The sequence below is a fragment of the Paenibacillus sp. FSL M7-0420 genome (assembly GCF_038002345.1).
Taxonomy (GTDB): domain Bacteria; phylum Bacillota; class Bacilli; order Paenibacillales; family Paenibacillaceae; genus Paenibacillus_AQ.
On record NZ_JBBOCJ010000001.1, the window covers coordinates 2,744,123 to 2,769,259 of the forward strand.

Consider the following 25,137-nt stretch of genomic DNA (forward strand, 5'->3'; position numbering starts at 1 on the left):
AGGATCGGCATGTATACTGCGAAGCACCGCAGATGAATCTGGGGACAGTCAGATACTATACGCAGATATCCGCCGGGACACGCGGCCTTCGACACACCGTGAGGACGGCTCACCGGCACGATGGAGCTGAAGCGGAGGGATTAGTAATTTGATTGAAATGTAAATTGTCGAAAAAGTTAGAAATATGTAAATATAGGTATATACAAATATCTAAAAAAGTAGTAATATTCTCCTGTGAAATAATTACCATGGGGGGATTTGGAATGTTTGCAATGGGTCTAATTGGTGGTATTACTGGTATTATCGCCTCACTCTTAGCGATGGCTATCGGAGGCGTTGATGCTGCTTTTTCGGATAGTGGGACTTCAAGTATTACAGGGTTGGCAGTTTCTGCGTTACTATTCAGTATTTTGGGAATAGTTGGTTCTGCGTTCTCTAAAAGCAAGCCAAAACTAGCTGGATATCTTATGTTGGTTAGTGGTGTAGCTGGGGCTATCAGTATTTCGTTGTTCTACGTTCTTTCAGGAGTACTACTTATCGTGGCTGGATTCATGGGAGTTTTAAGTAAGAAGAAAGCTGGAAATTCCACAGTTCCTCCTGTATTTGAATAAGTACAGAACAATTGTGGAAATTTAAAATTATAAATTATACAGTTTGGATTTTTTTTAAAAAAGCCTATCAACCAGTTAAGGTTGGCTGGCTTTTTTCTTTTTGTAATTAGGACCTATCAATCTTTTACCTCTGAACTCCAGCAATATCCGGATCTCACGTAAAGTGAGAATATTGACATTCTTCATGTCTTACACTAAACTGTAACAAATACAGTTAACTGTAACAAAAATTCCGTAAGGAAGGAGAATCCAATGAATACCTACACCGCGAAGCAGTTGGCTGAAGTGCTACAGAATGAAGATCCGCAGATGAATCTGCGGACGGTCAGGTATTATACGCAGATCGGGATGTTGCCGCCGCTGGAACTGGTGGGCAATAAGAGGGCGTATACAGATAGTCATTTGCATTATTTACGGGCGATCCTTGTATTAACCAGGAGCGGCGAGACGTTGGCCTCGGCCCAAGAGAAGTTAGCCGGACTGACGATGGACGAAATCATGAAGCTGGGCGATAACCTGCGGCTTTACCAATCGGATCAGATGCTCCAGAGTGAGCTGCATGTTGTTAGTGAGGATGTCATTCTCTCCGTTAGTCCGCGCATCTCAACGGCGCTGAAGGAGAAGATGCTTGAGACGATTACTAGACTACTTCAAGAGGAGGGGCAGGTATGATCCATATCCGCTTTGCAAAATCTGCTATAGAGCAGGAAGAAGGAATGAATCATCTCTGGCTTCACATCGCGCTGCCCGGCGGGGTGCAGAATGCCCGCTTACAATTAATCCTTCCGGCAGGGCTTCACCGGTCCCCTAATCTGAATGGTGCTGTTGAAGACAGCAGCGGGAGAATATGGATTAACGATACGCAGTCAGTAACTGACCTGTACGTTGAAATCTTCACCCGGGAGCCGGTCCCTTGCGGGGAGTATAGTCTGGCGGTTGAATTGTCTTACACGGACAGGGGGGGAACGGGTACCAGTGTTAAGCAGGTGATTCCGCTTAAGGTAGTATCCGAGGAAGAGTCGGCGGAGATTCGTACGGATGATGAAGTCGTGCGCAGAATCAAAGCGCTGCAAGGGGTAGGCAGCAGCAACAGTGAGCTGAGACAGTACAACGAGTACACCCCCGCCAAGCTGATCAGGCTGGACTCCAGCCAGGTGTCAGAATGGGAGAAGAAGTACCGCGTCGAAGGGGCAACCCGATAATGAATGGATCTACAGGCAGGTGAATCCTATGAACTATGAGAATGCCGGGGATGTTCTGCCGGAGAAGCTGTTACAGGAAGTGAAGAAATATGCGGCAGGCAAGCTGCTGTATGTTCCACAGGATAACCATAAGAAAGCCTGGGGCGAGGTATCGGGCCACCGCCAGGTTCTGGTCAGACGCAATCAGCTGATCCTTAATAAATTCCTGCACGGAACCCCGATCTGTGAGCTGTCGAAGGAGTACTTTCTGTCTGAGGAGACGCTCAAACGAATTGTGTATTCCAAGAAGGATACGAATAAACTGGATTACCATCCCACCACCAAATCCGCCAAAGCCTATTCGGAAGCAGGTATGCTGGAAGAGTGGGTTCATACGTATGTACTGTTCGGCCGGCGCAACAAGGGGTTCTCTGAGGGGTTACGGCTGATGGACAGATGTTATCTGGGGCCACATGTGATGCCGCTCACCTTGTTCAGCAGATCCAGCGGACCGGAGAGTGGCATGAAGTGGAGGGTGGACCGGGAGTATTTTGAGCAGAAGGTGATCCGCTGGACGAAGCGAATTCAAGTTGGCGAAGATACTCCGCCGCTCATAGTGAACTATGCACAAGGGAAGTTGGAGCTGAATTGCGGCAATCCATTGCTGGAAGCGCTTAACCGCGTCGGAGTGAGCGAATATCCTGTAATCATCTGGGTGACGGAGTTAGCGGATTATGAGCAGTGTCTGGAAGATTACGCTATGCACGTATAAGCTAATGGCGAATTTAAGTTTAATCATTCTCGTCATATGACCGTTCCTCCTTCTTCAGTATGATTAAGACATCACCTATAGAAAGGCAGGGGTTCAAGATGGTCTATGGAACTACCGGGTGTGCCATGGAGTATGCCCGGCAGGGGGCGATTGACGAGTGGCTGCAGCTTTTTCTAAGAAATGATGGAAGGAATGTAGCATTGGCGGACGGATTACTGCGTGAGCCGAGAGTGTATACGGGACCTGTCAAAGTAGATATCACGAGGTTAGGAATAGAAGAAGGCGCGCCTTCGTATTTGACCACGGCTGCTGAAATTGCTGATTTCTATGCCATCGTTGATAAAATGACAGCGGGCTACAGTGGGTGGGATATGCCTCCGCTCATTGTTAATTATGCTGACGGACAATTTGAAATCAATGACGGGCGCCACCGTAACGTGGCCCTGCATCAGATGAACATTACCCATGCCCCGGTAATATTCTGGACGAGCTCGGAAGAGGATCATGTCTATATTGCGGAATACATAAGCAGGAGAGGATGATGGAAATGAAATTGCCATTGTTTATTATCACAGGAGCCAGCGGCGTAGGCAAGACAACGGTTATGCACGAGCTGAGGCAGCAGCTGCCTGAATTTGTGCTGTTCAGTACGGATGATGATCATTTCGGAACGACAGGGAAGAAGCTGGAGTATCAGGACCGCTACAACCTGCTGCTACATGCTGCCCATGCTGTTGCTTTGTCTGGACGAGGGACGGTGATCTGCGGGACTATGATGCCATGGGATGCGGAGAAATGTGATGCCTACAGCACATTCAGTGAAGTGCACTTTATTAACCTGCATTGTGACGATGCCACCCGAAATGCCCGTCTGCGCAGCCGTGAGGATGCGGCGACCTGGACAGAGGATATGCTTAGGCAGCATGAGGTATTTGCCCAGTGGCTGCTGAATCATGCGGAGACGGATTATGATCCGCCGATGCCTACGTTTGACTCGGCTTCTACACCTCCGGCCGCGCTGGCGGAACAGATCAAGGAGTATATTAAGGGGAAATGGAAGAGTAGCACGGGAATTGTCTCTTAGGTGAATAAATCTGACATTTGTATGTAAAAGCTTAAGGCCATCCCGGCAGGGATGGCCTTTGAACTATTTTAGGTTATCCCACAGCGCCTGGAAAGCACCGGGCTCAACCTCGAAGAATACTGGCGCATTGCCGTAGCGCACAAGTCCCTTGCCGAACAAGGTTAGCTCAACCCGGGCTTTGTCAGCAAGTTCGAGGTAAACCAGCTTGCGGTCCTCATTGTCATAGATGCCTTGCGCCATGAGCGAGTCTGCGGACAGCGGCTTGGCGGCATTAAGCGCGCTCAGGAAGCTGTCAAGCGCTGCGCCTTCGGGCAGCGGCAGGTATTGCTGCTTGCCGTTATTCCAGCTGTCGAAGCTCTCCCACTGGGCGGAGGCGATGCGCCCGTCCAGGTTCAGCTTGCCAATAAGATCGGCACCGCTATGCACAGTAATCCCGTTGGTGTGTTCGTACAGCTCCGCGAACACCTGACCGTCTGCCTCTGTATAGGACATGACCAGGAAGCCGGAATCGTATCCTTTGACAGCATAGATATCCGTCTCTCCGATGTTTGAGGCCAGCTCTGTATACGCATCCTTGCCGCTCCATTCATCAATCCCGCTGGTCGTGCGGCCCAGCTTCTCCCCGCGCAGTGCAGCCGCATCGGCCGCTTCAATGCGGATCGCCGCCTGGGTATAGATATTTCCCTGGTAGATGACCAGGCCGATCATATCTGCCTGGGCACCGGAGCTTTTATCCGGCAGCTCGATCTTGGGAATAACGACTCCGGCAGAATTCCCTGCCGAAGGTGTGCCCGGATCTACCTGGGCTACTTGATTCGGCGAAGCTGTACCATTGAGCTGCTTCATTACGCCGGGTCCGGCCAGGCCGATTCCGGCGGCGACCAACACGCTTGCTGCGATATAGACCATTTTACGCGGACGGCGCTTTTGTTCCATTTTACCTTCTAAACCTTGCTTCATTTCTCTGCTTGAACTCATAGTATCCACCGCTTTCTTGTATTGGGTTCGAAACTGATCTTCCTTCATTCCGCTTCTGCTCCTTCCAGTTCCAGTCTTAACAGCTGACGTCCGCGCTGAAGTCTCATCTTCACGGCAGACTCGCTGATCTGCAGAATTCTGCTGATCTCCTGGACGGGATAATCCTCGTAATAGTACAGATGAATCACAGTCTTATACTTCACCGGCAGGGCCAGCACGAGCTGCAAGACCGCCAGCTCCTCGGGGTTATCGGCCGTGACCGGCTCCACCCCTTCGAGCTTGACCTCGCGCTTGCGCCAGCCTCTGCCCAGCAGATTCTTGCAATGATTGGTGATGACCCGGATCAGCCAGGCCTTCTGGTGTTCGTCATCCTTGAATACGGGAGCCTTCTCCATCAGCTTGATGAAGGTGTCCTGCGTAGCCTCTTCGGCATCCTGGCGGCTGCCCAGATGAACCAGGGCAATCCGGTACAGCATATCTGCATATTGTTCGTAGCTCTTCATCACAGGATGGCCCGGCCGGGTCATGGGTTGCTGCATGAGGTTATGCCCTCCTTTATCTATAACACCCTTTAGGACGGCATCCGGTCACATTTTGTTTCCGGGAATTTATTCTGCTTGTTCTAAGCTCACCCTGATACAGCAAAAAACAGGGGATGAAGAAGTCCAAGACTTCCTCATCCCCTGTGATAGAGGCCGTATGAAGCGGCCGGCTCATCCGGTCACTTATCTGTTTGCAGGAATCCTGCTGTTACTCGGGGGTTCCCTGGGTTACCCCGTGAACATAAGTCTTCCAGGGGGTGTCCAGCGCCCCTTGTCCCGGATTGTAAGTGAAGAAATACTCTACGGAATCGCCTTGCTGCACGTTATTGACCGCGTAGGTGTAATTGCCGTTGCCTGCGGAGGTCATGGCTACGTTCTGCTGGCCGCCGCCGTTGATCTTGTAATGCAGATCAGCGAAGGTGGCGCCGTTCACATAGAAGAGCAGGTTATTGCCTGTTTTCTTCAAGCCGCGCACCTGATCTCCGATCACAATGGTTGCTGGCGGAGGGGAGACTACAGTGATTGTGCTGCTGGAGGTTTTGTTACCATCCGCGGTTGTTGCAGTAACGGTAGTGGTTCCCGTTGCAATTCCGGTAACAAGACCACTCTGGCTCACTGATGCAATGTTGCTGTTCGCTACGCTCCAGTTCACCTGTTTGTTGGACGCACCGGAAGGTGCTACGTTAGCTGTTAACTGGACATTCTGCCCAATCTCCACTTGGGAGGTGGACGGAGTTACGGTAACGCCGCTAACCGGGACGGTACCCGGATTGCCCGGGTTCCCGGGATTTCCGCCGCCGCTGCCTTCCTTATACACCCGTACATAATCGACCTGCATCGTTGCCGGGATATCGGACGGAGCCGGAGTCAGTCCGCCGTCGAAATGTCCGCCCACTGCCAGATTCATAATCAGATAGAAGGGCTTGTCGAAGGGAGCATTAGGATTGTTCGGCGCTGCAACGGAATACCACTGCTCTTTGTTAACCTTGAAAAAGAACTTTCCGTCCACATACCATTTCACATTGTCTTCTTCCCAGACCATGGAATATACGTGATAGTCGTTCGCAAAGGTCTGACCTTGCGGGAAGTGATATTCCCCGGCAATGTACTTGTTCACCGGCCATTGTCCGCCGAAGTGAACCGCGCCGCTGGTCGTGCCGGGCAGCCGTCCTTTGGCTTCCATAATGTCAATCTCACCGGATGCAGCCCAGGCTCCATAAGCCGCATCCTGCGGGAGCATCCACAGCGCGGGCCAGATACCGTTGCCTGTCGGCAGCTTGGCACGGATGTCTACCCGGCCGTACTGGAAGGACAGATGGTCTTTGGTATTGATTTTGCCGGAGGAGTATTGTGCATAGCGGTTCGGGTCCTGCGGGAAGGACTTCGGATCGTTCTTGGCCCGGATGTTCAGCTGGCCGTTCTGCACAAACACATTCTCCGTACTATTCGTATAATGCTGCAACTCGTTATTCCCCCAGCCCCAGCTGTTAGGGTCATTGGTGATATAGTAACCCTGCTCATAGTTCCACTTGCTGGTATCCAATGCGGTTCCGCTGAACTCATCCTGCCAGAGCAGGTTCATGCCCGCTACGGCCGGGTCTGACGGAGTACCCAACGTAATATCTTCCTGATCGCTTTCATCTGGACGCGGAGCATTCGGGTTACCGGTGAAGGTATAATACACATAATTGCTGCCGATATTGCCGCCCTGCTGGCCGTTTAACGGATAGCCGATGCGGATCTCCATATTCTCCTGGATCGGCTGGAACCACAGTCCATAGACGTAATCGGCCCAATAGCCCCACTGGTTGGCCGCGGACATATTGTTGTAGCCGTTGCCTGCATAGACGAAGCCGCTCTGGGCGGAATTGCTCAGATCGACCCACTGGCCGCCGATTTTGATCTGATACACATATTTGTTCAGCTCGCTGCCAATCGGTGCGCCCCCGTCAATTTTCGGCAAAGGGAAACCGATAGATCCGTTGTTATCCGCAGTGAAAGCTGTGCCTTCATAAGCGGATAGGACATAGGAAGCTCTGACGGGCTGATTGAAGGTAAGGGTGTAGATCACGTTCGCGGATGAGGTCTTGGACTCTAGCTTGACGTTGATAGATTCGGTGATCGTGAACCAGTATCCGCCGCCTCCTTCGGTGAACTGACCGAAGTTGCTGTCGTAGATCCAGCCGCTGGCTGCATTGTTGTCAATATCAATCCAGGTGCTGCTGTTCACCGGCTTCACATACACCTTCAGGTCATCGGCCACAGCTTCATAGGTGAGCGCCGGATCATTATTGAAGGTAGGGTAGGTGAAGCCGGCCCCGCCGGTGAAGCCTGCTGTAATCTGCGGCCCTTGGGTTGGTGTCATCGCGGTGATCGTTGTCTTGTTCAGGTTCTGAAAAGCCAGCGTATAATTCAGCGTAACCCCGCTATTCGCCTTAGAGTGGAGCTGGATCTCGGTTGTAGCCGACAGGGTGAACCAGTAGCCGTTCTGTCCGCCGTCGCTCCAGTGTCCCCAGTTCTGGTTGTAGACAAAGCCGCCTGCGCTGTCAATGTCAACCCAGTTGCCATTTACTTTGACTTTGACGCCTACATCATCCGACACATCGCTCCAGGACGCAGACCCGCCGTTAAATACCGGCATAACGAACCCGTAGCTCGCCTGGCCGACACCTGATTTGGAGATAACCGGACCGTCTGCCGCTGAGAAATAAGCCATTGAGGTAACTGTAGTTCCTGCGGCCTCCGCTGTACGGATGCCCGAAGCAGGGAGCTGGCCGATGCCGGACAACAGCAGCAGGACCAGTAACAAACTAAGCACCTTCCGCTTGAAACCGGGTTGCGTAACATAAATTCGCTTCATACTTGCCCTCCTTTAATTAAATGGTAGTGAAGGTAACCGCTTACATGTGAGAGAACATCTTTATTCTATCGAAACTTGTCAGCTGCTAAAAGGGACAATCCTTTTTGTTTTGACCCAATTTTTTGGGTCTGCTGCCAGTGAAGGGCTGGCGCGGGGCGCGTGGGCGGAATGTAATCGGAAAACCGATTACAATGGGCGTGGCGGAGGCGCGTGGAGGGAATGTAATCGGAAAACCGATTACAATGGGCGTGGCGGAGGCGCGTGGAGGGAATGTAATCGGAAAACCGATTACAATGGGCCTGGCGGAGGCGTGGGGAGGGAATGTAATCGGAAAACCGATTACAATGGGCGTGGCGGAGGCGTGTGGGCGGAATGTAATCGGAAAACCGATTACAATGGGCATGGCGGAGGCGTGGGGAGGGAATGTAATCGGAAAACCGATTACATTAGGCATGGCGAAGGCGCGGGGAGGGAATGTAATCGGAAAACCGATTACATTCTGCCCAGCGCGGGACCTGAAGGTCGGCCGCGCTGGGAATTTCGCATAAATAGCGGAGCGGACGGAGCATAGGTTGAATCAGCCGCCCGATAGCTGGTGACTGGCGCGGGGCGCAGGGGCGGATTTTTTTTCACAGCACAGTATCGCGGTAATCCTCTTCACTGGCAGGCTTCCGGCGGATCAGCAGACGGTATTCGGTCGGCTGCATGTCCATAGCTTCGCGGAAGGCGCGGGTGAAGCTTTTGTAGCTCTCGTAGCCGACCATGGCGGCAATCTCGATGATCTTGTGGTCGGTCTCGGCCAGCAGACGCCGCGCTTTGCCCAGACGCACATCACGCAGGTATTCGGCGAAGCCCTTGCCGATATTCTTCTTGAACTGGTTGGAGAAGTACGCGTAATTCAGCGAGACATGATTGGACACCATCGCGAGATCCAGCGGCTTGTGGTAATTCTCGTGGATGAAGCGGATAGCCTCATTCAGATCTTGCGAGCTGCGGTAGCTGCACTTGTATTCATAGTAGAACTGGTCGAGCCGCAGGAGCTGCTGCTGTAAGGCCTGGATATATTCGCGGATGCCGGGATAGTCGAACAGATTGCGCAGACACTCCAGATCAAGCGCTTCTTCACCCAGATAAGGACGGATGACACGCTCATAATCCTCCATCATCCGGACAACGGCGCGGCATAGCTGCTGGGTGTAACGGATGTGATAGTGCTGAAGCACCTCCTTATGGAAGAGGCTGGAGATCCCTTGGGTGATTCTGCCGCTGTTACTTGTGCCGGTTAACTGGAAGAGAGCATACAGCTCCTCATAAGGAAGCTCCCAGTGCTGCTCCAGCCGTGCGATGTGCTGAGGCAGCAGGCAGCGCGTATCCGGGAAAAGAAAGCTGTGGCGGTACAGATCAAGCACCTGTATATAACTGCCCGGCAGAGTGCTTAATCCTTGGTGTGGCTCAGTCATGGCCGTGACAGCCCCGATCTGCTCTTCGCTGAGCGCAGCAGGCAAGGCTCCCGGATCTATGGCTGCATCCACGGCCAGGACCAGGTGGGGGCGGTGCTGGAGACAGATGCAGCCCTGTCTGCCATACACACGGTAAGCCACAGCTTCGATGCTGTGACTGCTGCTGGCCCCCGGCTGGTTAATCCAGCGCTCCTCGCGCAGATGGCAGAGGCGGTAGCTGCGCCACAGCCCCGGGTTCTGCTGCTCAGTCGCGGCAATCCACGCTTCATCGCCCGCCGCACCTTGCATATACATCCGCAGCTCCTTGCGGTCCGTCTCCCGGGCACGCTGCGAGAGCCGCTCGATATCGCTGGTGAGCAATATGCGCGTCTCGATCTCCTGCCAGACATGCTCCACCGAGACCTGCAGGTCCTCGCGCTTCACAGGCTTGAGCAGGTAACCTTTGGCCCCGAGCTCAATGGCCTTCTGGGCATAGGCGAAATCGCTGTATCCGCTAATGATCAGATAATCCGCCTTCAGGCCTTCCAGCCGGCTTTGCGCCATAAGCGCAAGGCCGTCCATATCCGGCATGCGGATATCGGTAATGACGAGCTGGATGCTGTGCGCCCGGAGAAGCTCCAGGGCTTCAAGCCCGTTAGCGGCGCTGTACATATGCCCCGGCTGCTGCGGGAACTGGCGGAGCATCGCCTGCAGTCCGTCGCGGATATGCTTTTGATCATCCACCACCAGAATATTGATCATGCCTACCAACCTCCAAGATTCTCATTTTCCCAGGGCAGCCTCAGGGTTACACAGGTATATTCCCCTTGAACGCTGCTGATCCACAGGCCGCAATCCGTGCCGTAATGAAGCTGCAGGCGCTTATGTACATTGTCCAGCCCCAGCCCGCTGCTGCTGCTGATAATCGGGGTGTCAGAGTCCCCCCGCAGCACAGACTGCAGGCTGTCCAGCATCCGGGGAGCTACCCCGGCGCCGTCATCGCGGATCTCGATCAGCAGCAGACTGTCATTCTCTACCCGTACCGAAATGGTGATCTGAATACTGCCGCCGGAAGGGGCCGCATGGTGTACGGCGTTCTCGACAATGGGCTGCATGCACATCTTGGGGATGCGGTAGCGCTGGACCTCCGGGGGGAGATCGGCCGACAGCTCCGTGCTCCCGCCTTCCATGAAGTTGATGAACCGGATATAGCTGCGGATATTGGCCAGCTCCTCGCTGAGCGCGACCGTATCGCTGCGCCATTGCATGCTGTAACGCAGCAGGGACCCCAGCGAGACGAGAGCGCCTGCGATGGCAGGCTGCCGTTCCACCTCTGCGCGCATTCTGATAGATTCCAGCGCATTGTACAGAAAGTGGGAGTTGATCTGCGAATGGAGAGAGTGGAGCTGCGCATTCTTGGCGATAAGCTGCTTATCCACTACCTGTGTCATCAGCTGCTGGATTTCGTCCAGCATACTATTGTAGCTGACGGCGACATAGTCAATTTCGTCACCGGTTTCGTTCGCGCCAAGCCCGGTATCAATCTTGGCATCCAGCTGGCCCCTGCGCACCTTGCGCATCGAGCCCAGCACCTTCTCTAAGCGTCGGAAGATCCGCCGGGTCATCCTCGACACCAGCAGCAGCATCAGCAGCAGGACGGAGGAGGTGATGGCAATGACCAGCAGATACCCGTCGCGCGGACCTTTCATCAGTGCCTGACGGGAGGCGATGTCCACCACATAGGCGTTCAGGGGAGCGATATAACGGTAGAGCGCATAGTAAGTCTGGTCCCCGGAATGGACCTCAATGGGGGCCTTTTGCTCCAGTACGTTCAATTGCTCATGGGTCCGGCTAAGGATGTCATCCAGCTTCTCTCCGGCCTTCTGCGGGAACACATGCCCCGGAAGGTAGACATTACGGGAAGCATCTGCGCTGTCCATGATCACGGTGAAGAAATCCCGCCCGCTGTCCTCCAGCAGATCGCTGAACAAGACGTTATGCCGCGCCCGGATCTCCATAATGGTAGGCAGCCTCTGCTGCTGGCCCTGAAGCCGCACCAGCCTGTAGTAAGACAAGGTATCTGCGCCATCCTTGAAGGAGAACAGCCGGAAGGCGGCGCCGCCTTCATCCCGGAGGGTCATCCAGTAATCCTGCGGCCAGAACTTGCTGTAATGATAGATTTCCGGCCAGATCTCATAGACATCGGGGTTATCTACATAGAAGCTCAGACTGCTAATCATCGCATGGCTCTGGATGATGTTATGCATCTGTTCATATTGGTTCTGCTTGAATTTCACAAGCCGCAGACCGTCCCCGCGCATGCCCGAATGGATGAAATCCACGAAGGACTTCTGGGTCAGGGCTGTTGAGGAAGCGTTCTCAAGAAGTTCAAGCCGGCTGCGCAGCCGTTCGTTCATCCGGGCGACATGGTTGCTGCCCTCGGCCATAGCCTCTTTATAGAGCTGGTTCTCCTGGCTGCGGATGAACAGGGAAGACACCACAACGGCCGGGATGGCGATCATCAGGCTGAAGGCCAGGAACAGCTTTTGCGAGATCGGGGCATTGCGGTATAGCCTTCTTAACGTGGTCAGCAGCTTCTTCATCGGTAACCCCTCCATCCCAGTAATATAGCATAGATCATAAATGGGCTGGTAGGGAATATGGCACGTATTTTAGCAGCTACAGCCCGTAGGGAGCCTCCTCTATGCAGGAAATACCGGCAGCCCTCACGGCCGCCGGTACAGCTCCATTACACCGGCGGATTATTCCGCCATCTTGGCCTTGCGGGCATCCAGCTCGGTCTGCCGGTATTCCATCACCTGCGCGAACCCGTAGCCGTCGCGGCGGGAGCGGAAGCTCTCGAACACCTTGTCAAAAGCCGCCTCATCCTTGGCCGTAATCAGCTCCGGCAGCACCTCTTCCCAGTTCTGGGAGATCCGTGACCAGGCTACGGCAACATCGGAATCGCCGAGCGGGTCCAGGCCTTTGTAGATCCCGCTGTCAATATCGGCCTGCGCATTCGCGAAGTCCTCCATCTGCTTGATGACCGGGGCTTTCTCCGGTCTCCACTGGTTGACGATGACCGGGTTACGCATCATCCAGTAGGTGTCCAGAATGCCGTATTCTTTCTCCAGCTTCTCAATATTGCTGCCCAGCATGTCGGCGAACTCGGCCTTCAGCTGCGGCTTGCCGTCCACGGAATCCCAGGTTTCGCCCTCCTTGCCAAGGAACAGGTCGCGCTGGCCTTCTTCACTGGCGAGGTAGGTCAGGAAGCGGATCGCCCGCTCCGGGTTCTCCGTGGATTTGCTGATCATGGTCACCATCCAGCCGTCCATGTTGCCGGGGAACAGCTTGGCGCTCTCGCCCTTGCTATTCTGCGGCCCATCAACCGCGATGTAGTAAGAGTCCGGGTTGGCCCCCGCCGCCAGCATCGGATTGACCGCTGACATGCCGGTCCATTCGCGGATCATCATGAAGTAGCGGGCGTTGTTCGTTTTCTCCTCTACCTGGGTATCGGAATCCACCAGGAAATCGACGTTAATCAGTCCGCGCTCGTAGGCGGTACGGAAGGTTTTGAGCCAGGCGATGTAATCAGGGTCGGTAATACGGTCATATACTTTGCCATCCTTCTCATGTGGAACCGCCAGCAGATTCTGGAGATATTCCGTCATCCCGTAAGGCACATTGCCCTGGGCGAAAAAGGGGCTGATCGGCTGGCCCTTATACTCGGGGTACTTATCCTTCAGCAACTGCAGCGCACTGAGGAAGCCTTCCGGGGTACTGAGGTCCGGCTTGCCCATCTCCTCGTACAGATCCTTGCGGACCAGGAAGGTCTGGTTGGCCGCCGTCATGCCGGTCTCGTGCATCAGGTTAGGGCTGTAGGAATCATTCGGCACTCCGTAGGTGTTGCCGTTCTCCTGCCGGTACCACTTCAGTGTGCCGTCACCGGCAACCTTGAAGAAGTAGGGATCATACTTGTCGGCCAGTTCATTAAGCGCATAGACATGATCGCCTTCCCACAGTTTTTTGACAGCGGTCTCCCAGGAGCCCATGCTGATCAGGTCAGGCAGCTTGCCGGAGGTCATCATCAGCGTAACCTGCTCATTCGCTTCCCCGGAGGGAACCTCCAGCTTGACGTTCACGCCCGTCTTCTCGGTGACATACTTGGAAGCTAGGCTCTCGCCCCAGGTGTGGGCATACCAGTTCGCGCCGACGAACCACGTGAGATCCACCGGACTGGTATCGAGCTTCCAGGCGGGCTCCTCCGCATTCAGCTTGGTCTCGGTCTGCGGTTCCGCTGACGCTTCGGCCTGAGGCGCAGCCGTCGGCGTATTCTCCTTAGTGGCGGAATTGCTGCTGCAGGCGGCTATGCTTAATGCCAAGGTTACGGTCATCATTGCGGCCAGGATGGGGCGTACAGGTTTGCTTTTCACAGCATAATCATCCTTTCGGGTTAGGTGTGGTTAGACTTCCTACGGTTATCCCTTAATCGCGCCGATCATCACACCCTTGACCAGATAACGCTGAATGAAGGGGTAGAAGATCAGGATCGGCAGCGTGGCCACCATCATGGAGGCGAATTTGATTGAGTTGCCGGGCAGACGGGCACCGAATTGGGCCATAGCCTGCTGCTGCATGAAGGACATGGAGTTCTCGGCGATGATTTTGTACAGCATGGTCTGCAGCGGCAGCAGCTCCTGGGAATGGATGTAGATCACACCCTGATAATAATCATTCCAGTGATAGACGGCGGAGAACAGCGCAATGGTAGCAATGACCGCCATGCTGTTAGGCAGTACAATCCGGAACAGCACGCCGTAATCCGAAGCGCCGTCTACCTTGGCCGACTCCTCCAGGCTATCAGGAATGGTACGGAAGAAGCTCATGAAGATGACCATATTAAAGAAAGTATACATGGACGGGATGATGAACACCCAGAAGCTGTCATACAGGCCGAGCTTGGTCATGAGAATGAAGGAGGGGATCAGCCCGCCTGAGAAGAGCATGGTGATCAGAGAGATTTTGAGATAGAGCTTGCGGCCGATGAGATTCGTCTTGCTGATTCCGTAAGCGATGATTGCGGTGAAGAGCACATGCACCACTGTTCCGATAACCGTCCGCATTGTAGTGATGTAGAACCCGTTCATCAAGGTCTTATCGTTAAAAGCCACACTGTAACTGGCCAGCGACAGCTCGGAGGGGAACCAGTTAACGGTGCCTAGTGAAGCCTGCTCCGGCGAATTCAGCGAGTTGACGAGCACGAACCACATCGGGTACAGCGTCAGGAAGCAGACGGCCAGCATCAAGAGCGTATTGCCGATCTCGAAAGCGCCAATCCGCCGGTATCTTCCGCGTCTTGCCATGAATCGGTTGTCTCCTTTCCAAATGGAATCCTGCTCTAAAAAATACTGTCCCCCGTAAGCCTCTTGGAGCTCTGATTGGCTAACAGCAGCAGTCCCAGCGCTACAATCGAGCGGGCGAACAGGACGGCGGTGGAGAAGGAATGGCGCCCGGAGACCAGTCCCATGTTGTAGATGTAGAGGTCCAGGCTCTCCGCCATCTTCATGTTCATATTGTTCTTCAGCATGAAGATCTGCTCAAAGTTGCTGCCGAGAATGCCGCTCACAGCGAGGATGAAGAGGATGGCAATGGTCGGGCGGATGCTCTGCACCGTGATATGCCACATCCGCTGCCAGCGGTTCGCGCCGTCCAGCTCGGCAGCTTCATACAGCCCCGGATCAATGCCCGCTATGGCCGCTATGTAGATAATGGCGCTCCAGCCGGTCTCCTTCAGCGTATCGGTGAAAAAGGTAATCCACCAGAAGTACTGCGGCTCGCTGTTGAACAGAATATCCCGGTCCTGAAGCCCCAGCGCCATCATCAGCTGGTTAATGACACCGCCTTCGCCCAGCCAGTTGAGCGCGATTCCCCCGAAGATCGTCCAGGCGATGAAATGAGGCAGGTAGGAGATCGTCTGCACCGTACGCTTGAACCGGAGGCTGCGGATTTCATTCAGCAGCAGGGCGAACAGAATAGGGATGGGGAAGCCGAGGAAGAGCTTGATGCTGCTCATCCCGAGGGTGTTGCGGATCGAGCGCCAGAACCGGTCATCTGTCAGGAAATCGCGGAAATGCTTCAGCCCGACAAACGGAGATTCCAGCATAGGCTTCGCGATACTGAAATCCATAAAGGCTATGATCAGCCAGAGCATGGGGATGTAACAAAAGATAAACATCCAGAGAATGCCCGGGATCACCATGCTTTGCAGCTGCCACTGCCTAAGAAGCGCTTTCATTTGTCCCGTTCGGGTGTGGAACATGTACTGTACCCCCTTCCTTCTTCATCGTATGAAAAAGGCCGGCGGAAAAAAAGGCCATGATTATTGGCCCTATCCCAATTTTTTGGATTCCATTGACCGGCCCCCGAAATTAAGTATGCTGTGATTAACTGAAGGGAGTGTGCCAAACGATGAACAGACTGGTATGGGAGCAGGATTTCCAGGGGGGGACTGCTGATTTGAAGCTATGGAACATCCGCATGGGCAATGATCTGCTGGACAATGACGGAAATGCAATCTTCCCGGGCTGGGGGAATGGAGAGCAGCAATTCTATACGGGGCGGCCGGAGAATCTCTCGATTGGCGCAGAGGGGCTGCAGCTCTGTGCGCGCCGCGAGGTGACCCGGCAGGAGGGCCGCAGCTTCGCTTACACCTCGGCACGAATGGATACGAGGGATCATTTCGCTTACTGCTACGGCAGGCTGGTCGTACGCGCCAGGCTGCCGGTAGGCCAGGGCATCTGGCCGGCCATCTGGCTGCTTCCGCAGGATCAGGCCTACGGCCCCTGGCCCGCTTCCGGCGAGATCGATATCCTGGAGGCGAAGGGCCGCCTGCCCCGGCACATAGCAGGAACGCTGCATTATGGGCCGGATCTTGAGCATAAGGTCGTGGAAGAATTCACCCATGAGCTGGAGCGCGGGACGATTAACGAATTCCGGGAGTACACGCTGGAATGGGAGGAAGGCTCCATGAGGTGGCTGGTGGACGGGCACTGCTATGCCGAGCGGCGGCTTGAGCCGGGGATGCCGTTCGACCAGCCCTTTTATCTGCTGCTTAATCTTGCTGTTGGCGGATGGTATGACCCTGTCGCAGTAGATGAAGCTGCGCTGCCTGCGGTAATGACGGTGTCGGGCATCCGGCTGTATCAGAGCTAAGGACAATCCCTCAGATCCCGGCAAAAATATCATTCAATCGGTCCCAGTTGGCCGCGATCCAATGATTCTCCTGACGGAAGCGGACGAGCGGCGGGAATTCATCCTGCTGAGGCACAGCAATCCATTCGGCTTCCTTCCACCAGGTTAATTTCAGTGACCGGATGAGTGTACTTGCAGGCAAGGGAGTATATTCACGGTAGCCCGTCACGAAGGCCCGTACCCGGTCCAGCCCGATTCCGTCCTCAGATAACGCGCAGGAGAGGATCGGCCGGGCTATATCGAACTCCGGGTAGACGAAATGCAGCCGGTCGAAGTCAAGGATCGCCGCCACCTGATCTGCGCTGAACAGTATATTATCCACGAACAGGTCCCGGTGCCCCCAGCCCCGTTCGCAGTCCGCGAAGATGCCGGTGTCCATCCGGTCGATGATCCTCCGCTGAAGCTCAAGCGCCGATAGAGTATCCTCGCTCTGCCGGGCGGTAGCCTGATGATAGCGTGCCTCCCAGTTTCTCACCATAGACGCCTGGCTGCGGACCTCCCAGTACAGCGGCAACGAAGCAGGCTGAGCGTTAAGTAACTTGTGCATCCGGCCGACTACCCTGCCCAGCGAATACATCTGCTGCTCCGTGGCCGAGCCGGGGGCAATACTGTGCCCGTCACACAAGGTCATCAGCACGTAACGTTCCTGTGAAGGCGTTCTCAATACATAATTTCCGGCGTGCGAAAATAACTTCGGAACAGGAAGGCCTTCCCGGTACAGATGATCCTGATGGCTTAAGGAGACTTCCAGTCCGCGGGTGAGGGCTTCAGGGTAACGGATTTTGCTGTACTGCTTCACGAACAGACGGCCTTGATCACTGTCCAGCCTCCACTTTAGATTCAGGAAGCCCTGATCGATCTGGACCGCTTCAGTGACATGCAACCCGAATTGTTCTGTGATGGAGTCCAGGATCTCATCCCGGATTCTTACGGCGGTGTCTGACATACAATATCTCCTCACCGGGATAATATAGAGGCTGGATTAGCGAAGTATTCACACTAGTAGAGCATCAGATTTAAAATGGTGGAGTAGAGGCTGAAAGAGACAGGGTTATAGAAATGGGAAAAAAGAGCGCAACAGACCGCGCTTCCTTGGTGGAGACATCAGCCTGCCAGCGGCAACCGGATAAAGCTCTTCATGCGGGGAGAGGGATGGACTGCCGGGCTTCTGCATCGTTTCCAGCGTTGCGGATAATTGTTTAATCATTACTCGCATATCCTCAAGCTCTGCACGCTGCTGGAGCAGCTGTACCGAAACAATCTCGCTCGCTTTTTGATCCAGTGCGTGTTCAATATACTCGATCCGGGACCATATTTTATTCATAGGGTCACCATCTGTATATAGGCTTGGATTCTCTTGCAGCGGGCCCCTTGGCAGCTTGTCGTTAGTGAGATCCGGATCTATGCCTTCCAGTGCTTCCCCCTGATTAATACGGTCTTTAATATGATTGAGCTGGCTGATTTGCTGCTCCGAGAAGGTATAATGTCCAAGACGGTCCTTTGGAAAGAAATCGGGGAACATGGCCGCCCAGCGTTTGATCGTAGTCTGGCTAACGGACAGCAGCTCCGCAGCTTCCTTTGTTTTCAGAATTTCCATTTCAATCCCTCCGGTGTAGTAGTCTTCTATGAGTTATTCGCTATTCTTCGGCGGCCCCCTGCACAGGTGACAAAGGAAGTGCTGATTCGCCAAGCAAAGTGTTATTACGACTATTCTTGCTCTCTAGAGAGCAGTGTACATACAGAAGAGTATAATTGTATCCCCAGAGAGCTCCAGAGGTAGAATCTATAACAAAGAAAAAGCTTTCCATAACCCCCTTCCGGGCAATTATGGAAAGCTTTCTTCAGCTAGTTACAGACATTGTGCTGAGCTGCCTTAAGGGAGAAGGCAGTTTATAGCAGGGCGAGCTTGAACTTGAAGGTATACGGACGGTTGGCAGGCAGCGTGAACTGCTCATGGGTTGGCGCACCCCAGCTGTCATCGCCGCCCACGCCCATTTGCTTGTAATTGACACGCAGCACGGTCTTGTCAGGGGCTGGCAGCTTGTAGCCGTGGTCGCTGGCTTCAAGCTCAGCCGGAGACCAAGGAAGTGCATTGACTTCAAGCGGCAGCGCGCCCTCCACGGATAATCCGTGTCCTTCGTGTCCTGCGGTGACGGAAGCATACCGTACATCCGTCTTGTTGCCGCACTCCTGCGGGCGGAGGTAATCCGTGAACTGCTCGCTGACCTTGCCTGTGTACAGCCCCAACGGAGCTCCGGACTTACGGTCCCAATAGTTCTCATGCGGCCCGCGGCCGTACCAGGAGACCGTGTCCAGGCTGCTGTCCAGCTCGAAAACCATCCCGAATTCCGGGATCTCCGGCAGGGCGCTGCTGCCCGGGTTAAGCTCCTGTACAATCTCGACCGAACCATCCGTACGAATCTCGTAATGAACACGCAGGGTGGACTGCGGCTGCGAACCCAGCAGATAGTCAGCGGTCACGAAGCCGAGGCCCCCTTCCACACGGCAGCTGAACCGGGCCAGCTGACGCTCGTAGGACGCTTCCTTCCAGATCGCACAGCGCTCAGGATGCTTGTTGCCCAGATCATTGTCTGTTACAGCTCTCCAGAAGTTAGGTCTGGCCGGTGCGACGAGAACCTCCTTCCCGGAGGACTTCAGCGAGACAAGCGCGCCGGTTGCTGTCTCGAAGGCAAGCGCGAATCCGTTGCCCTCGAAGTTCACGAAGCCATCCTGTTCCTTCACTTGCAGGGTGCCGCCCGAAAGTTCCGGGTTACGGGACGGAATATACGGGGTTAACACGAACTGTTCCCAGGCAACTTCATGCGCGGCCTCAGACCAGGCGGTTGCGCCCTCCTGAACGAACGACACTGTAAGCACAGCTTCCTTGTCCGATTCAAGCAGCGCTGAATCCAGCGGAACCGTGAAGCCGGCTGCTTCGCCAGGCGCTGCCGAGAGCGGTAATTGTCCTTCCTGGGCCGCCTCGCCGTTCAGAGCCAGCGTCCATCTCAGCTGATAGTCTGCCAGATCCGTGAACAGGAAGTTATTGCGGGCCTCGAAGCTTCCGCTCTTCAGATCCAGTGCGGTGATGGTGATATTCTGATAGCATTTCTTCACTTCGTAGAGCTTAGGCGTCACGCTGCGGTCCGCGAACAGCAGCCCGTTGCCGCTGAAGTTGCCGTCATGCGGCTTCTCCCCGAAATCCCCGCCGTAAGCCAGATAAGACACGCCTTCAGGAGTGGTTGTACGGATCGCCTGATCCACCCAGTCCCAGATGAATCCGCCCTGAATGCTGTCATATTTGTCGAACAGCTCCGTGTACAGATGCAGGCCGCCGCAGGAGTTGCCCATGGCATGGCTGTATTCACACAGAATGTAAGGCTTCTTCGGGTTGCTGAGAGCGTACTCCACGACTTCATCCGGCTTGATGTACATCGTCGATTCAATATCGCTGGCCGCGTCCGAAGGTCTGTAATGATAAGTGCCTTCATAATGCACCGGACGGGTTGGGTCAGCTTGCTTCAAGTGGTCATACATGGCCAGGAAGTTATCGCCGCCGAAGGATTCGTTGCCAAGCGACCAGATAATGACGGACGTGTGGTTCTTGTCGCGCTGCATCATGGAGTTACAGCGGTCAATGACGTTCGCGCGCCATTCCGGGCGGCTGCCGGGAACGTTCCCCTCATGCAGCTCCTTCTGCCCGTATTGCCAGGAGCCGTGTGTCTCCAGGTTCGTCTCGTCAATCACATAGAGACCATATTCGTCGCACAGCTCGTACCATACCGGTTGATTCGGATAGTGGGAGGTCCGCACGGCATTGATATTGTGCAGCTTCATCAGCTTAATGTCGGTGATCATATCTTCTTTGGAGAGCGCACGGCCGGTATCGCAGGAGAATTCATGGCGGTTCGTTCCCTTGAATACAATCCGTTTGCCGTTAATCTTCATCAGGCCTTCCCGGATCTCGAAGGTCCGGAAGCCCGTCTTGCAGCTGAGCGCTTCCAGCAGCTGTCCCTGATCGTCCTTCACCGAAATCAGCAGGGTGTAGAGGTTAGGCTTCTCTGCGCTCCATTTCAGCGGGTTCTTCACGGCTGCGGACAGCTTAAGCAGCTGAGTTCCTTCTTGTTCAAAAGCAAATCCGGCGGACACCGGCGCTGCCCATACCGGCTGCTGCTTGCTGTCGTAGAGCTGCACCTCTACGGAATGTGCCCCGGTGACCCGGTTATAATAGTTCTCCAGAGTCAGGTCGACCTGCAGCTCCGCATCGGTGAAGCTCTTGTCCAGCTCGGTGCGGACGAAGAAGTCGGCTACCCGTACCGGAGGCGCAGTGTAGAGATAGACATCGCGGAAAATTCCGCTCAGACGCCAGAAGTCCTGATCTTCCAGCCAGCTCGCATCACACCAGCGGTAGACTTCAACGGCCAGCTTGTTCTCGCCGGGAAGCAGGTAGGCGGTGATATCGAATTCTGACGGTGTGAAGGTATCCTCAGAGTATCCGGCAAGTTCGCCGTTCACCCATACATAGAAGGCGGATTCCACACCCTGGAAGCTGAGGAACACCGGCTGTCCGTCCCAATCCTGCGGAACGCTGAAGGAACGGATATAGGAGCCTACCGGATTGTATACCGTCGGAGCGAAGGGAGGCTTCAGATCCGGCTCGGATACTTCCCAAGGATAGCGTACATTGGTGTATTGGGGATAATCATATCCCTGGAACTGCCAGTGGGAAGGGACGGCGATATCTGCCCAGCCGGCAGAGTCGTATCCGGCCTTATAGAAGTCCTTGATCCGTGCATCCGGTGTCTCGGCAAACGCGAATTTCCATGTTCCGTTCAGCGTCTGGTAACGGGATGAGGACGCTTTATCCCCTTGCAGAGCGTCGGCTGCTGCCGGGAAGGACATCATGGAGGCGTGGGCATCTATACGGTTCAATTGAAAAATCTCAGGATTATTGTTCCATTCGGGATATCCGTTGGCAGGCTGCTGATATGAGAGTTTGTTGCGCAAGTTAACATCTCCTTATATTGTTATATTCATATTATAGGATGGGAAATGTTCTGGGTATATATAATGATTTTGTTTAGATATAATAGAATATGAAACTAAGTGATGCCAGATTGCATCTGGAGGGAGGCTGCTATGGACAGTACGATGATCTTTTGCGAAATGGAAGATATGCTTCTGCTGCCCCTGTATCCCATGACCATCGGGTATTGGGAGCATCAGGGGGAGATGTCCCGGCCTGCGGGCTTCCCGGATTATCAGCTGCACCAGGTCCTTGGCGGCAAGGGTGAAGTGAATATCAAGGGGAAAACCTATATTGCCGAGGCGGGTGATATCTTCTGTCTCTACCCGGATGTGCCCCACTCTTATACGCCGCTTACCCGCGAATGGGAGCTGGCCTGGATCTCCTTCAACGGAAGAGAAGCAGCCCAGATGCTGCTCTACGCCGGAATACGGGAGTCCGGGGTGGGACGCCTCAGAGCAGAATCCATCCTTGCTCCGCTTGAGGAGATGCTTACGCTCTCCTGCGGCAATGAGCTTCAGGACAACATGGAGCGTTCCAAGCTGCTGTATGCCCTGCTGCTGGATCTGAAGCGCAGCCTGCTTCCGGCCTCGAATGAGGACAATGAGCTTGCGCGGATGAAGCCGGTGCTGCAATATATTGAGCTTCACCTGCACCGCCCGCTGCTGCTGAAGGAGCTGGCCGAAGTGGCGTCAGTCTCGCCGCAGTATCTGTGCCGGCTGTTCCAGCGGACCGTCCGTGAACGGCCGGTGGCCTATATTAACAAGCAGCGGGTCAACCGGAGCAAGCAGCTGATGTTCAGCAGCCGGGGGCAGCGGATCTATGAAATCGCCCAGCGGGCCGGCTTCGAGAATGTCAGCTATTTCTGCGCTGTCTTCAAACGCATTACCGGCATGCAGCCGGAAGAGTGGAGAGGACTGCACGGGTTAGACTAGAGGAGCGGCTTCTAAGATAGCTCACGCAAGCTCCAGCTTAAACACAACCGGCAAGGCGCTTGTGACCGTAGTGGTACGGATGGTTAAGGCCTCAGTATCCCGTTCCCAGGAGGGCTGCTCGCTGAACCCGAGGACTGTAATATCCCTCAGGATTCCCTCGAAGCAGGGGGATTTCTCCCGGAGCGACTGGATGCGCACGATACCATCCTCCGGGTACACCAGTACTGTCGCATACAGGCAGCTGCCTTTTACAGTGAAGCGGATATCTTCCGGTGTGAATGTTTTGGCCTGGCCATCGGTAAATTGTCCTTCTTCAATACGTGTCGGCCCTTCCCCAAATATGCGCCAGAAGGAGGTATCATAGATCGCTTCTCCGTTTGTACCCAGCCAGCTGCCGATGGCCGTCAGAATCGCCTGGTCCTCCTCTGCGAAGCTGCCATCGGCCTTGGGCCCCACGTTCAGGAGCAGATTGCCGTTCTTGCTGACGATATCGACCAGGTCGCGGATGATTTCTGCGGCGGATTTGTAATCGTTATTCTCCGTATAACACCAGGAATTACGCGCCGCCGCGGTATCTGTCTGCCAGAAGAAGGGCTTCAGCCCGGCGAATTGCCCGCGCTCGACATCGGGGACCGCACTGCCGAACATGAAGGCATCATGCTTATAATTAATAGCTGCCGGCATTCCGCGCTCTGCCGCGCGATTGTAGTAGTAGGCCGCGAACTTTTGCAGATAGGGCCGGAAGGCCGCATTCTCAATCCACCAGTCGAAGTAAAAAATCTTGGGCTGGTACTGATCGACCAGCTCGCAGCAGCGGATCAGCCAGTCCTCCAGATACTCCCCGGACGGGGGAGAGCCGTAGGGATCATGATGATCCGGTTCCGGCATGGCCGGCCAGTAGAAGTCGCCGCGGACAAGCGGCTCGCGGATATCGGAGTCGAATTCCTTGCCGTGGGACATAAAGAACCAGTGCTCCGCGCGGTGGGAGGAGACGCCCAGCTCCAGCTCCTGCTCTGCGAAGGCCGCCTTCAGCTCGCCGAGAATATCCCGTCCGGGACCCATGTCATAAGTGTTATAATGAGAGACAGCGCTTTTATACATCTGGAAGCCGTCATGGTGTTCTGCCACGGGAATGACATATCGGGCGCCGGAGGCCTTGAATAATGCAGCCCACCCGGCCGGATCGAACTGCTTCGCTGTGAACAGGGGAATGAAGTCCTTGTACCCGAACTCCTTGTGGTTCCCGTAGACTGCCAGATGATGCTCATATTCCTTCGTGCCCTGAATGTACATATTGCGTGAATACCACTCATTGCTGAAGGCCGGAACCGAATACAGCCCCCAGTGAATGAAGATCCCGAATTTGGCCTGGCGGTACCACTGCGGCACCTCATAGGCGCTTAACGATTCCCAATTCGCCTTATAAGGGCCTTTCTTAATCGTCTCGTCAATAACCTGCAGATAATCAGTCGTGTTCATCATGAGCCAGTCATCTCCCTGTGTATGAGGTAATGCCTTTATTGTACCGGGCGTCAGGGCGGGTAAGAATGTACAGTGCTAACTTTTTGATGTACAAAAATAACCTTTAAGGCGGTCTGTCCCATGGACTCCCACAATCTTCTTACCAGCTACCTGGCCAATCTTAAGGTTGACCTGATCGTAGCTGACTATAACGAATGCTCTATGGATTGGAAGGATCTGGACTACACTCCGGACTACAGCAAATTCTATTACATAATTGGCGGAGAAGGCTGGCTGAAGATCGGGGATAAGGAGTATTATCCGCAGCCGGGTGAACTGATTCTAATGCCGGAGGGGGTGAGGCAATCCTATGCCTGCATCAGCGAACGCCCCTTTCTCAAATACTGGTGTCATTTCAGTGCCAAGGTCGGGCAGATGAACCTGTTCCGTGTGCTTGAGCTGAGCCATGTCTGTCTTCCTGAGAATTCTGCGGCGGTTGAGGCGGCGTTCAAGGGGATCACCGACAGTGCCAGATCTGACGCGGTCTACGCCCCGCTGCTGGCGAGAAGCAAACTGCTTGAGCTGATGTCCTATTACCTGATGAATCTCAAGCTGGATGAGCTCTCTTATAAGAATCTCGGGGCGGCCCGGAAGCTGACGGCTGTCCTGGACTATATCGCGGAGAATATCGAGCAGAATATGAGCATTCATGATCTTGCCGAGATTGCATACATGCACCCGAACTACTTCATGCGCCTGTTCAAGCAGCAGATCGGCGTGCCCCCCATCCAGTACATTACCCGGCAAAAGATTGAAAAGGCCAAAGAGCTGCTGACCACCACCTCCGGTTCGGTCAGCGCGATTGCCGACCAGCTCGGCTTCGGCGATCTGTTCTATTTCTCCAAGCAGTTCAAGAAGCATGCCGGGCTTACGCCCACCGAATTCAGGAAACAAAAGAGCGGAGGGATGCTGTAGTGCTTCTGGAACAGAGCATTGCTGC

22 protein-coding genes are annotated in these 25,137 nt (G+C 54.5%); 10 read left to right on the forward strand and 12 right to left on the reverse strand.

What is annotated here, in order from left to right; translation table 11 throughout:
• The first annotated feature begins 152 nt into the window (after positions 1-152).
• The 6 genes from MKX51_RS11385 to MKX51_RS11410 all read left to right on the forward strand — a co-directional run bounded on the left by MKX51_RS11385 (position 153) and on the right by MKX51_RS11410 (position 3,648).
• A complete protein-coding gene (locus MKX51_RS11385; RefSeq protein ID WP_379312911.1) occupies positions 153-611 on the forward strand; it encodes a DUF4064 domain-containing protein in 459 nt (152 codons plus the stop codon).
• A gap of 252 nt (positions 612-863) precedes the next feature.
• Entirely contained in the window at positions 864-1,283 is a 420-nt protein-coding gene (locus MKX51_RS11390; RefSeq protein WP_340941616.1) for a MerR family transcriptional regulator, read from the forward strand.
• Entirely contained in the window at positions 1,280-1,813 is a 534-nt protein-coding gene (locus tag MKX51_RS11395; RefSeq protein WP_340992427.1) for a hypothetical protein, read from the forward strand. The genes MKX51_RS11390 and MKX51_RS11395 overlap by 4 nt, the downstream gene beginning before the upstream one ends.
• Before the next feature lie 28 nt (positions 1,814-1,841).
• The gene (locus MKX51_RS11400) at positions 1,842-2,564 is read left to right on the forward strand and encodes a CD3324 family protein (RefSeq protein ID WP_340992428.1); all 723 of its coding nucleotides are present in this window, start codon (positions 1,842-1,844) and stop codon (positions 2,562-2,564) included.
• Between the two features lie 98 nt (positions 2,565-2,662).
• A complete protein-coding gene (locus MKX51_RS11405; RefSeq protein ID WP_340992429.1) occupies positions 2,663-3,106 on the forward strand; it encodes a hypothetical protein in 444 nt (147 codons plus the stop codon).
• Between the two features lie 5 nt (positions 3,107-3,111).
• Positions 3,112-3,648: an AAA family ATPase gene (locus tag MKX51_RS11410; RefSeq protein WP_340992430.1), complete on the forward strand. Its 537-nt coding sequence runs from the start codon at positions 3,112-3,114 to the stop codon at positions 3,646-3,648.
• A 63-nt stretch (positions 3,649-3,711) separates the two neighbouring features.
• Here MKX51_RS11410 and MKX51_RS11415 read toward each other — a convergent pair whose 3' ends face one another.
• The 3 genes from MKX51_RS11415 to MKX51_RS11425 all read right to left on the reverse strand — a co-directional run bounded on the left by MKX51_RS11415 (position 3,712) and on the right by MKX51_RS11425 (position 8,028).
• Positions 3,712-4,674 (reverse strand): hypothetical protein, encoded by a 963-nt coding sequence (locus MKX51_RS11415; RefSeq protein ID WP_340992431.1) that lies wholly within the window; start codon positions 4,672-4,674, stop codon positions 3,712-3,714.
• A complete protein-coding gene (locus tag MKX51_RS11420; protein WP_036729806.1) occupies positions 4,671-5,165 on the reverse strand; it encodes an RNA polymerase sigma factor in 495 nt (164 codons plus the stop codon). Before MKX51_RS11420 ends, MKX51_RS11415 begins: the two co-directional genes overlap by 4 nt.
• Positions 5,166-5,376: 211 nt before the next feature.
• Entirely contained in the window at positions 5,377-8,028 is a 2,652-nt protein-coding gene (locus tag MKX51_RS11425) for a family 16 glycosylhydrolase (RefSeq protein WP_340992432.1), read from the reverse strand.
• A 137-nt stretch (positions 8,029-8,165) separates the two neighbouring features.
• Between MKX51_RS11425 and MKX51_RS11430 the strand changes: the two genes are divergently transcribed.
• Entirely contained in the window at positions 8,166-8,576 is a 411-nt protein-coding gene (locus tag MKX51_RS11430; protein WP_340992433.1) for a hypothetical protein, read from the forward strand.
• A gap of 81 nt (positions 8,577-8,657) precedes the next feature.
• Here MKX51_RS11430 and MKX51_RS11435 read toward each other — a convergent pair whose 3' ends face one another.
• The 5 genes from MKX51_RS11435 to MKX51_RS11455 all read right to left on the reverse strand — a co-directional run bounded on the left by MKX51_RS11435 (position 8,658) and on the right by MKX51_RS11455 (position 15,786).
• A complete protein-coding gene (locus MKX51_RS11435; RefSeq protein WP_340992434.1) occupies positions 8,658-10,229 on the reverse strand; it encodes a response regulator in 1,572 nt (523 codons plus the stop codon).
• Between the two features lie 2 nt (positions 10,230-10,231).
• Positions 10,232-12,070 (reverse strand): sensor histidine kinase, encoded by a 1,839-nt coding sequence (locus MKX51_RS11440; RefSeq protein ID WP_340992435.1) that lies wholly within the window; start codon positions 12,068-12,070, stop codon positions 10,232-10,234.
• Positions 12,071-12,229: 159 nt separating this feature from the next.
• On the reverse strand, positions 12,230-13,900 hold the full coding sequence (locus MKX51_RS11445) for an extracellular solute-binding protein (RefSeq protein ID WP_340992436.1): 1,671 nt from the start codon (positions 13,898-13,900) through the stop codon (positions 12,230-12,232).
• Between the two features lie 45 nt (positions 13,901-13,945).
• The gene (locus MKX51_RS11450) at positions 13,946-14,830 is read right to left on the reverse strand and encodes a carbohydrate ABC transporter permease (protein ID WP_340992437.1); all 885 of its coding nucleotides are present in this window, start codon (positions 14,828-14,830) and stop codon (positions 13,946-13,948) included.
• A 35-nt stretch (positions 14,831-14,865) separates the two neighbouring features.
• Positions 14,866-15,786, reverse strand: coding sequence for an ABC transporter permease (locus MKX51_RS11455; RefSeq protein WP_340992438.1), 921 nt, complete (start codon positions 15,784-15,786; stop codon positions 14,866-14,868).
• A 149-nt stretch (positions 15,787-15,935) separates the two neighbouring features.
• Between MKX51_RS11455 and MKX51_RS11460 the strand changes: the two genes are divergently transcribed.
• The gene (locus MKX51_RS11460) at positions 15,936-16,679 is read left to right on the forward strand and encodes a glycoside hydrolase family 16 protein (RefSeq protein ID WP_340992439.1); all 744 of its coding nucleotides are present in this window, start codon (positions 15,936-15,938) and stop codon (positions 16,677-16,679) included.
• A 10-nt stretch (positions 16,680-16,689) separates the two neighbouring features.
• Here the strand turns inward: MKX51_RS11460 and MKX51_RS11465 are convergent, their stop codons facing one another.
• The 3 genes from MKX51_RS11465 to MKX51_RS11475 form a co-directional block, all read right to left on the reverse strand.
• Entirely contained in the window at positions 16,690-17,664 is a 975-nt protein-coding gene (locus tag MKX51_RS11465) for a phosphotransferase (protein WP_340992440.1), read from the reverse strand.
• Positions 17,665-17,769: 105 nt separating this feature from the next.
• Positions 17,770-18,315 (reverse strand): MerR family transcriptional regulator, encoded by a 546-nt coding sequence (locus MKX51_RS11470; RefSeq protein ID WP_340992441.1) that lies wholly within the window; start codon positions 18,313-18,315, stop codon positions 17,770-17,772.
• A 293-nt stretch (positions 18,316-18,608) separates the two neighbouring features.
• On the reverse strand, positions 18,609-21,722 hold the full coding sequence (locus MKX51_RS11475; protein ID WP_340992442.1) for a glycoside hydrolase family 2 TIM barrel-domain containing protein: 3,114 nt from the start codon (positions 21,720-21,722) through the stop codon (positions 18,609-18,611).
• 132 nt (positions 21,723-21,854) lie between these two features.
• On the opposite strand from MKX51_RS11475, the gene MKX51_RS11480 reads away from it, so the two are divergent.
• Complete coding sequence (locus MKX51_RS11480) at positions 21,855-22,676, forward strand: AraC family transcriptional regulator (RefSeq protein ID WP_340941596.1); 822 nt, start codon at positions 21,855-21,857, stop codon at positions 22,674-22,676.
• A gap of 21 nt (positions 22,677-22,697) precedes the next feature.
• On the opposite strand, the gene MKX51_RS11485 is transcribed toward MKX51_RS11480, so the two are convergent.
• Positions 22,698-24,158, reverse strand: coding sequence for an alpha-L-fucosidase (locus MKX51_RS11485; RefSeq protein WP_340992443.1), 1,461 nt, complete (start codon positions 24,156-24,158; stop codon positions 22,698-22,700).
• 120 nt (positions 24,159-24,278) lie between these two features.
• On the opposite strand from MKX51_RS11485, the gene MKX51_RS11490 reads away from it, so the two are divergent.
• A complete protein-coding gene (locus MKX51_RS11490) occupies positions 24,279-25,112 on the forward strand; it encodes an AraC family transcriptional regulator (RefSeq protein ID WP_340941593.1) in 834 nt (277 codons plus the stop codon).
• Positions 25,113-25,137 lie beyond the last annotated feature (25 nt).

What these genes read in the sequence shown, in the direction of transcription:
- MKX51_RS11390 (WP_340941616.1), top strand. Translation starts at nt 864, where the DNA reads ATGAATACCTACACCGCGAAGCAGTTGGCTGAAGTGCTACAGAATGAA.
- MKX51_RS11395 (WP_340992427.1), top strand. Translation starts at nt 1,280, where the DNA reads ATGATCCATATCCGCTTTGCAAAATCTGCTATAGAGCAGGAAGAAGGA.
- MKX51_RS11400 (WP_340992428.1), top strand. Translation starts at nt 1,842, where the DNA reads ATGAACTATGAGAATGCCGGGGATGTTCTGCCGGAGAAGCTGTTACAG.
- MKX51_RS11405 (WP_340992429.1), top strand. Translation starts at nt 2,663, where the DNA reads ATGGTCTATGGAACTACCGGGTGTGCCATGGAGTATGCCCGGCAGGGG.
- MKX51_RS11410 (WP_340992430.1), top strand. Translation starts at nt 3,112, where the DNA reads ATGAAATTGCCATTGTTTATTATCACAGGAGCCAGCGGCGTAGGCAAG.
- MKX51_RS11415 (WP_340992431.1), bottom strand. Translation starts at nt 4,674, where the DNA reads ATGAAGGAAGATCAGTTTCGAACCCAATACAAGAAAGCGGTGGATACT.
- MKX51_RS11420 (WP_036729806.1), bottom strand. Translation starts at nt 5,165, where the DNA reads ATGCAGCAACCCATGACCCGGCCGGGCCATCCTGTGATGAAGAGCTAC.
- MKX51_RS11425 (WP_340992432.1), bottom strand. Translation starts at nt 8,028, where the DNA reads ATGAAGCGAATTTATGTTACGCAACCCGGTTTCAAGCGGAAGGTGCTT.
- MKX51_RS11435 (WP_340992434.1), bottom strand. Translation starts at nt 10,229, where the DNA reads ATGATCAATATTCTGGTGGTGGATGATCAAAAGCATATCCGCGACGGA.
- MKX51_RS11440 (WP_340992435.1), bottom strand. Translation starts at nt 12,070, where the DNA reads ATGAAGAAGCTGCTGACCACGTTAAGAAGGCTATACCGCAATGCCCCG.
- MKX51_RS11450 (WP_340992437.1), bottom strand. Translation starts at nt 14,830, where the DNA reads ATGGCAAGACGCGGAAGATACCGGCGGATTGGCGCTTTCGAGATCGGC.
- MKX51_RS11455 (WP_340992438.1), bottom strand. Translation starts at nt 15,786, where the DNA reads ATGTTCCACACCCGAACGGGACAAATGAAAGCGCTTCTTAGGCAGTGG.
- MKX51_RS11460 (WP_340992439.1), top strand. Translation starts at nt 15,936, where the DNA reads ATGAACAGACTGGTATGGGAGCAGGATTTCCAGGGGGGGACTGCTGAT.
- MKX51_RS11465 (WP_340992440.1), bottom strand. Translation starts at nt 17,664, where the DNA reads ATGTCAGACACCGCCGTAAGAATCCGGGATGAGATCCTGGACTCCATC.
- MKX51_RS11470 (WP_340992441.1), bottom strand. Translation starts at nt 18,315, where the DNA reads ATGGAAATTCTGAAAACAAAGGAAGCTGCGGAGCTGCTGTCCGTTAGC.
- MKX51_RS11480 (WP_340941596.1), top strand. Translation starts at nt 21,855, where the DNA reads ATGGACAGTACGATGATCTTTTGCGAAATGGAAGATATGCTTCTGCTG.
- MKX51_RS11485 (WP_340992443.1), bottom strand. Translation starts at nt 24,158, where the DNA reads ATGATGAACACGACTGATTATCTGCAGGTTATTGACGAGACGATTAAG.
- MKX51_RS11490 (WP_340941593.1), top strand. Translation starts at nt 24,279, where the DNA reads ATGGACTCCCACAATCTTCTTACCAGCTACCTGGCCAATCTTAAGGTT.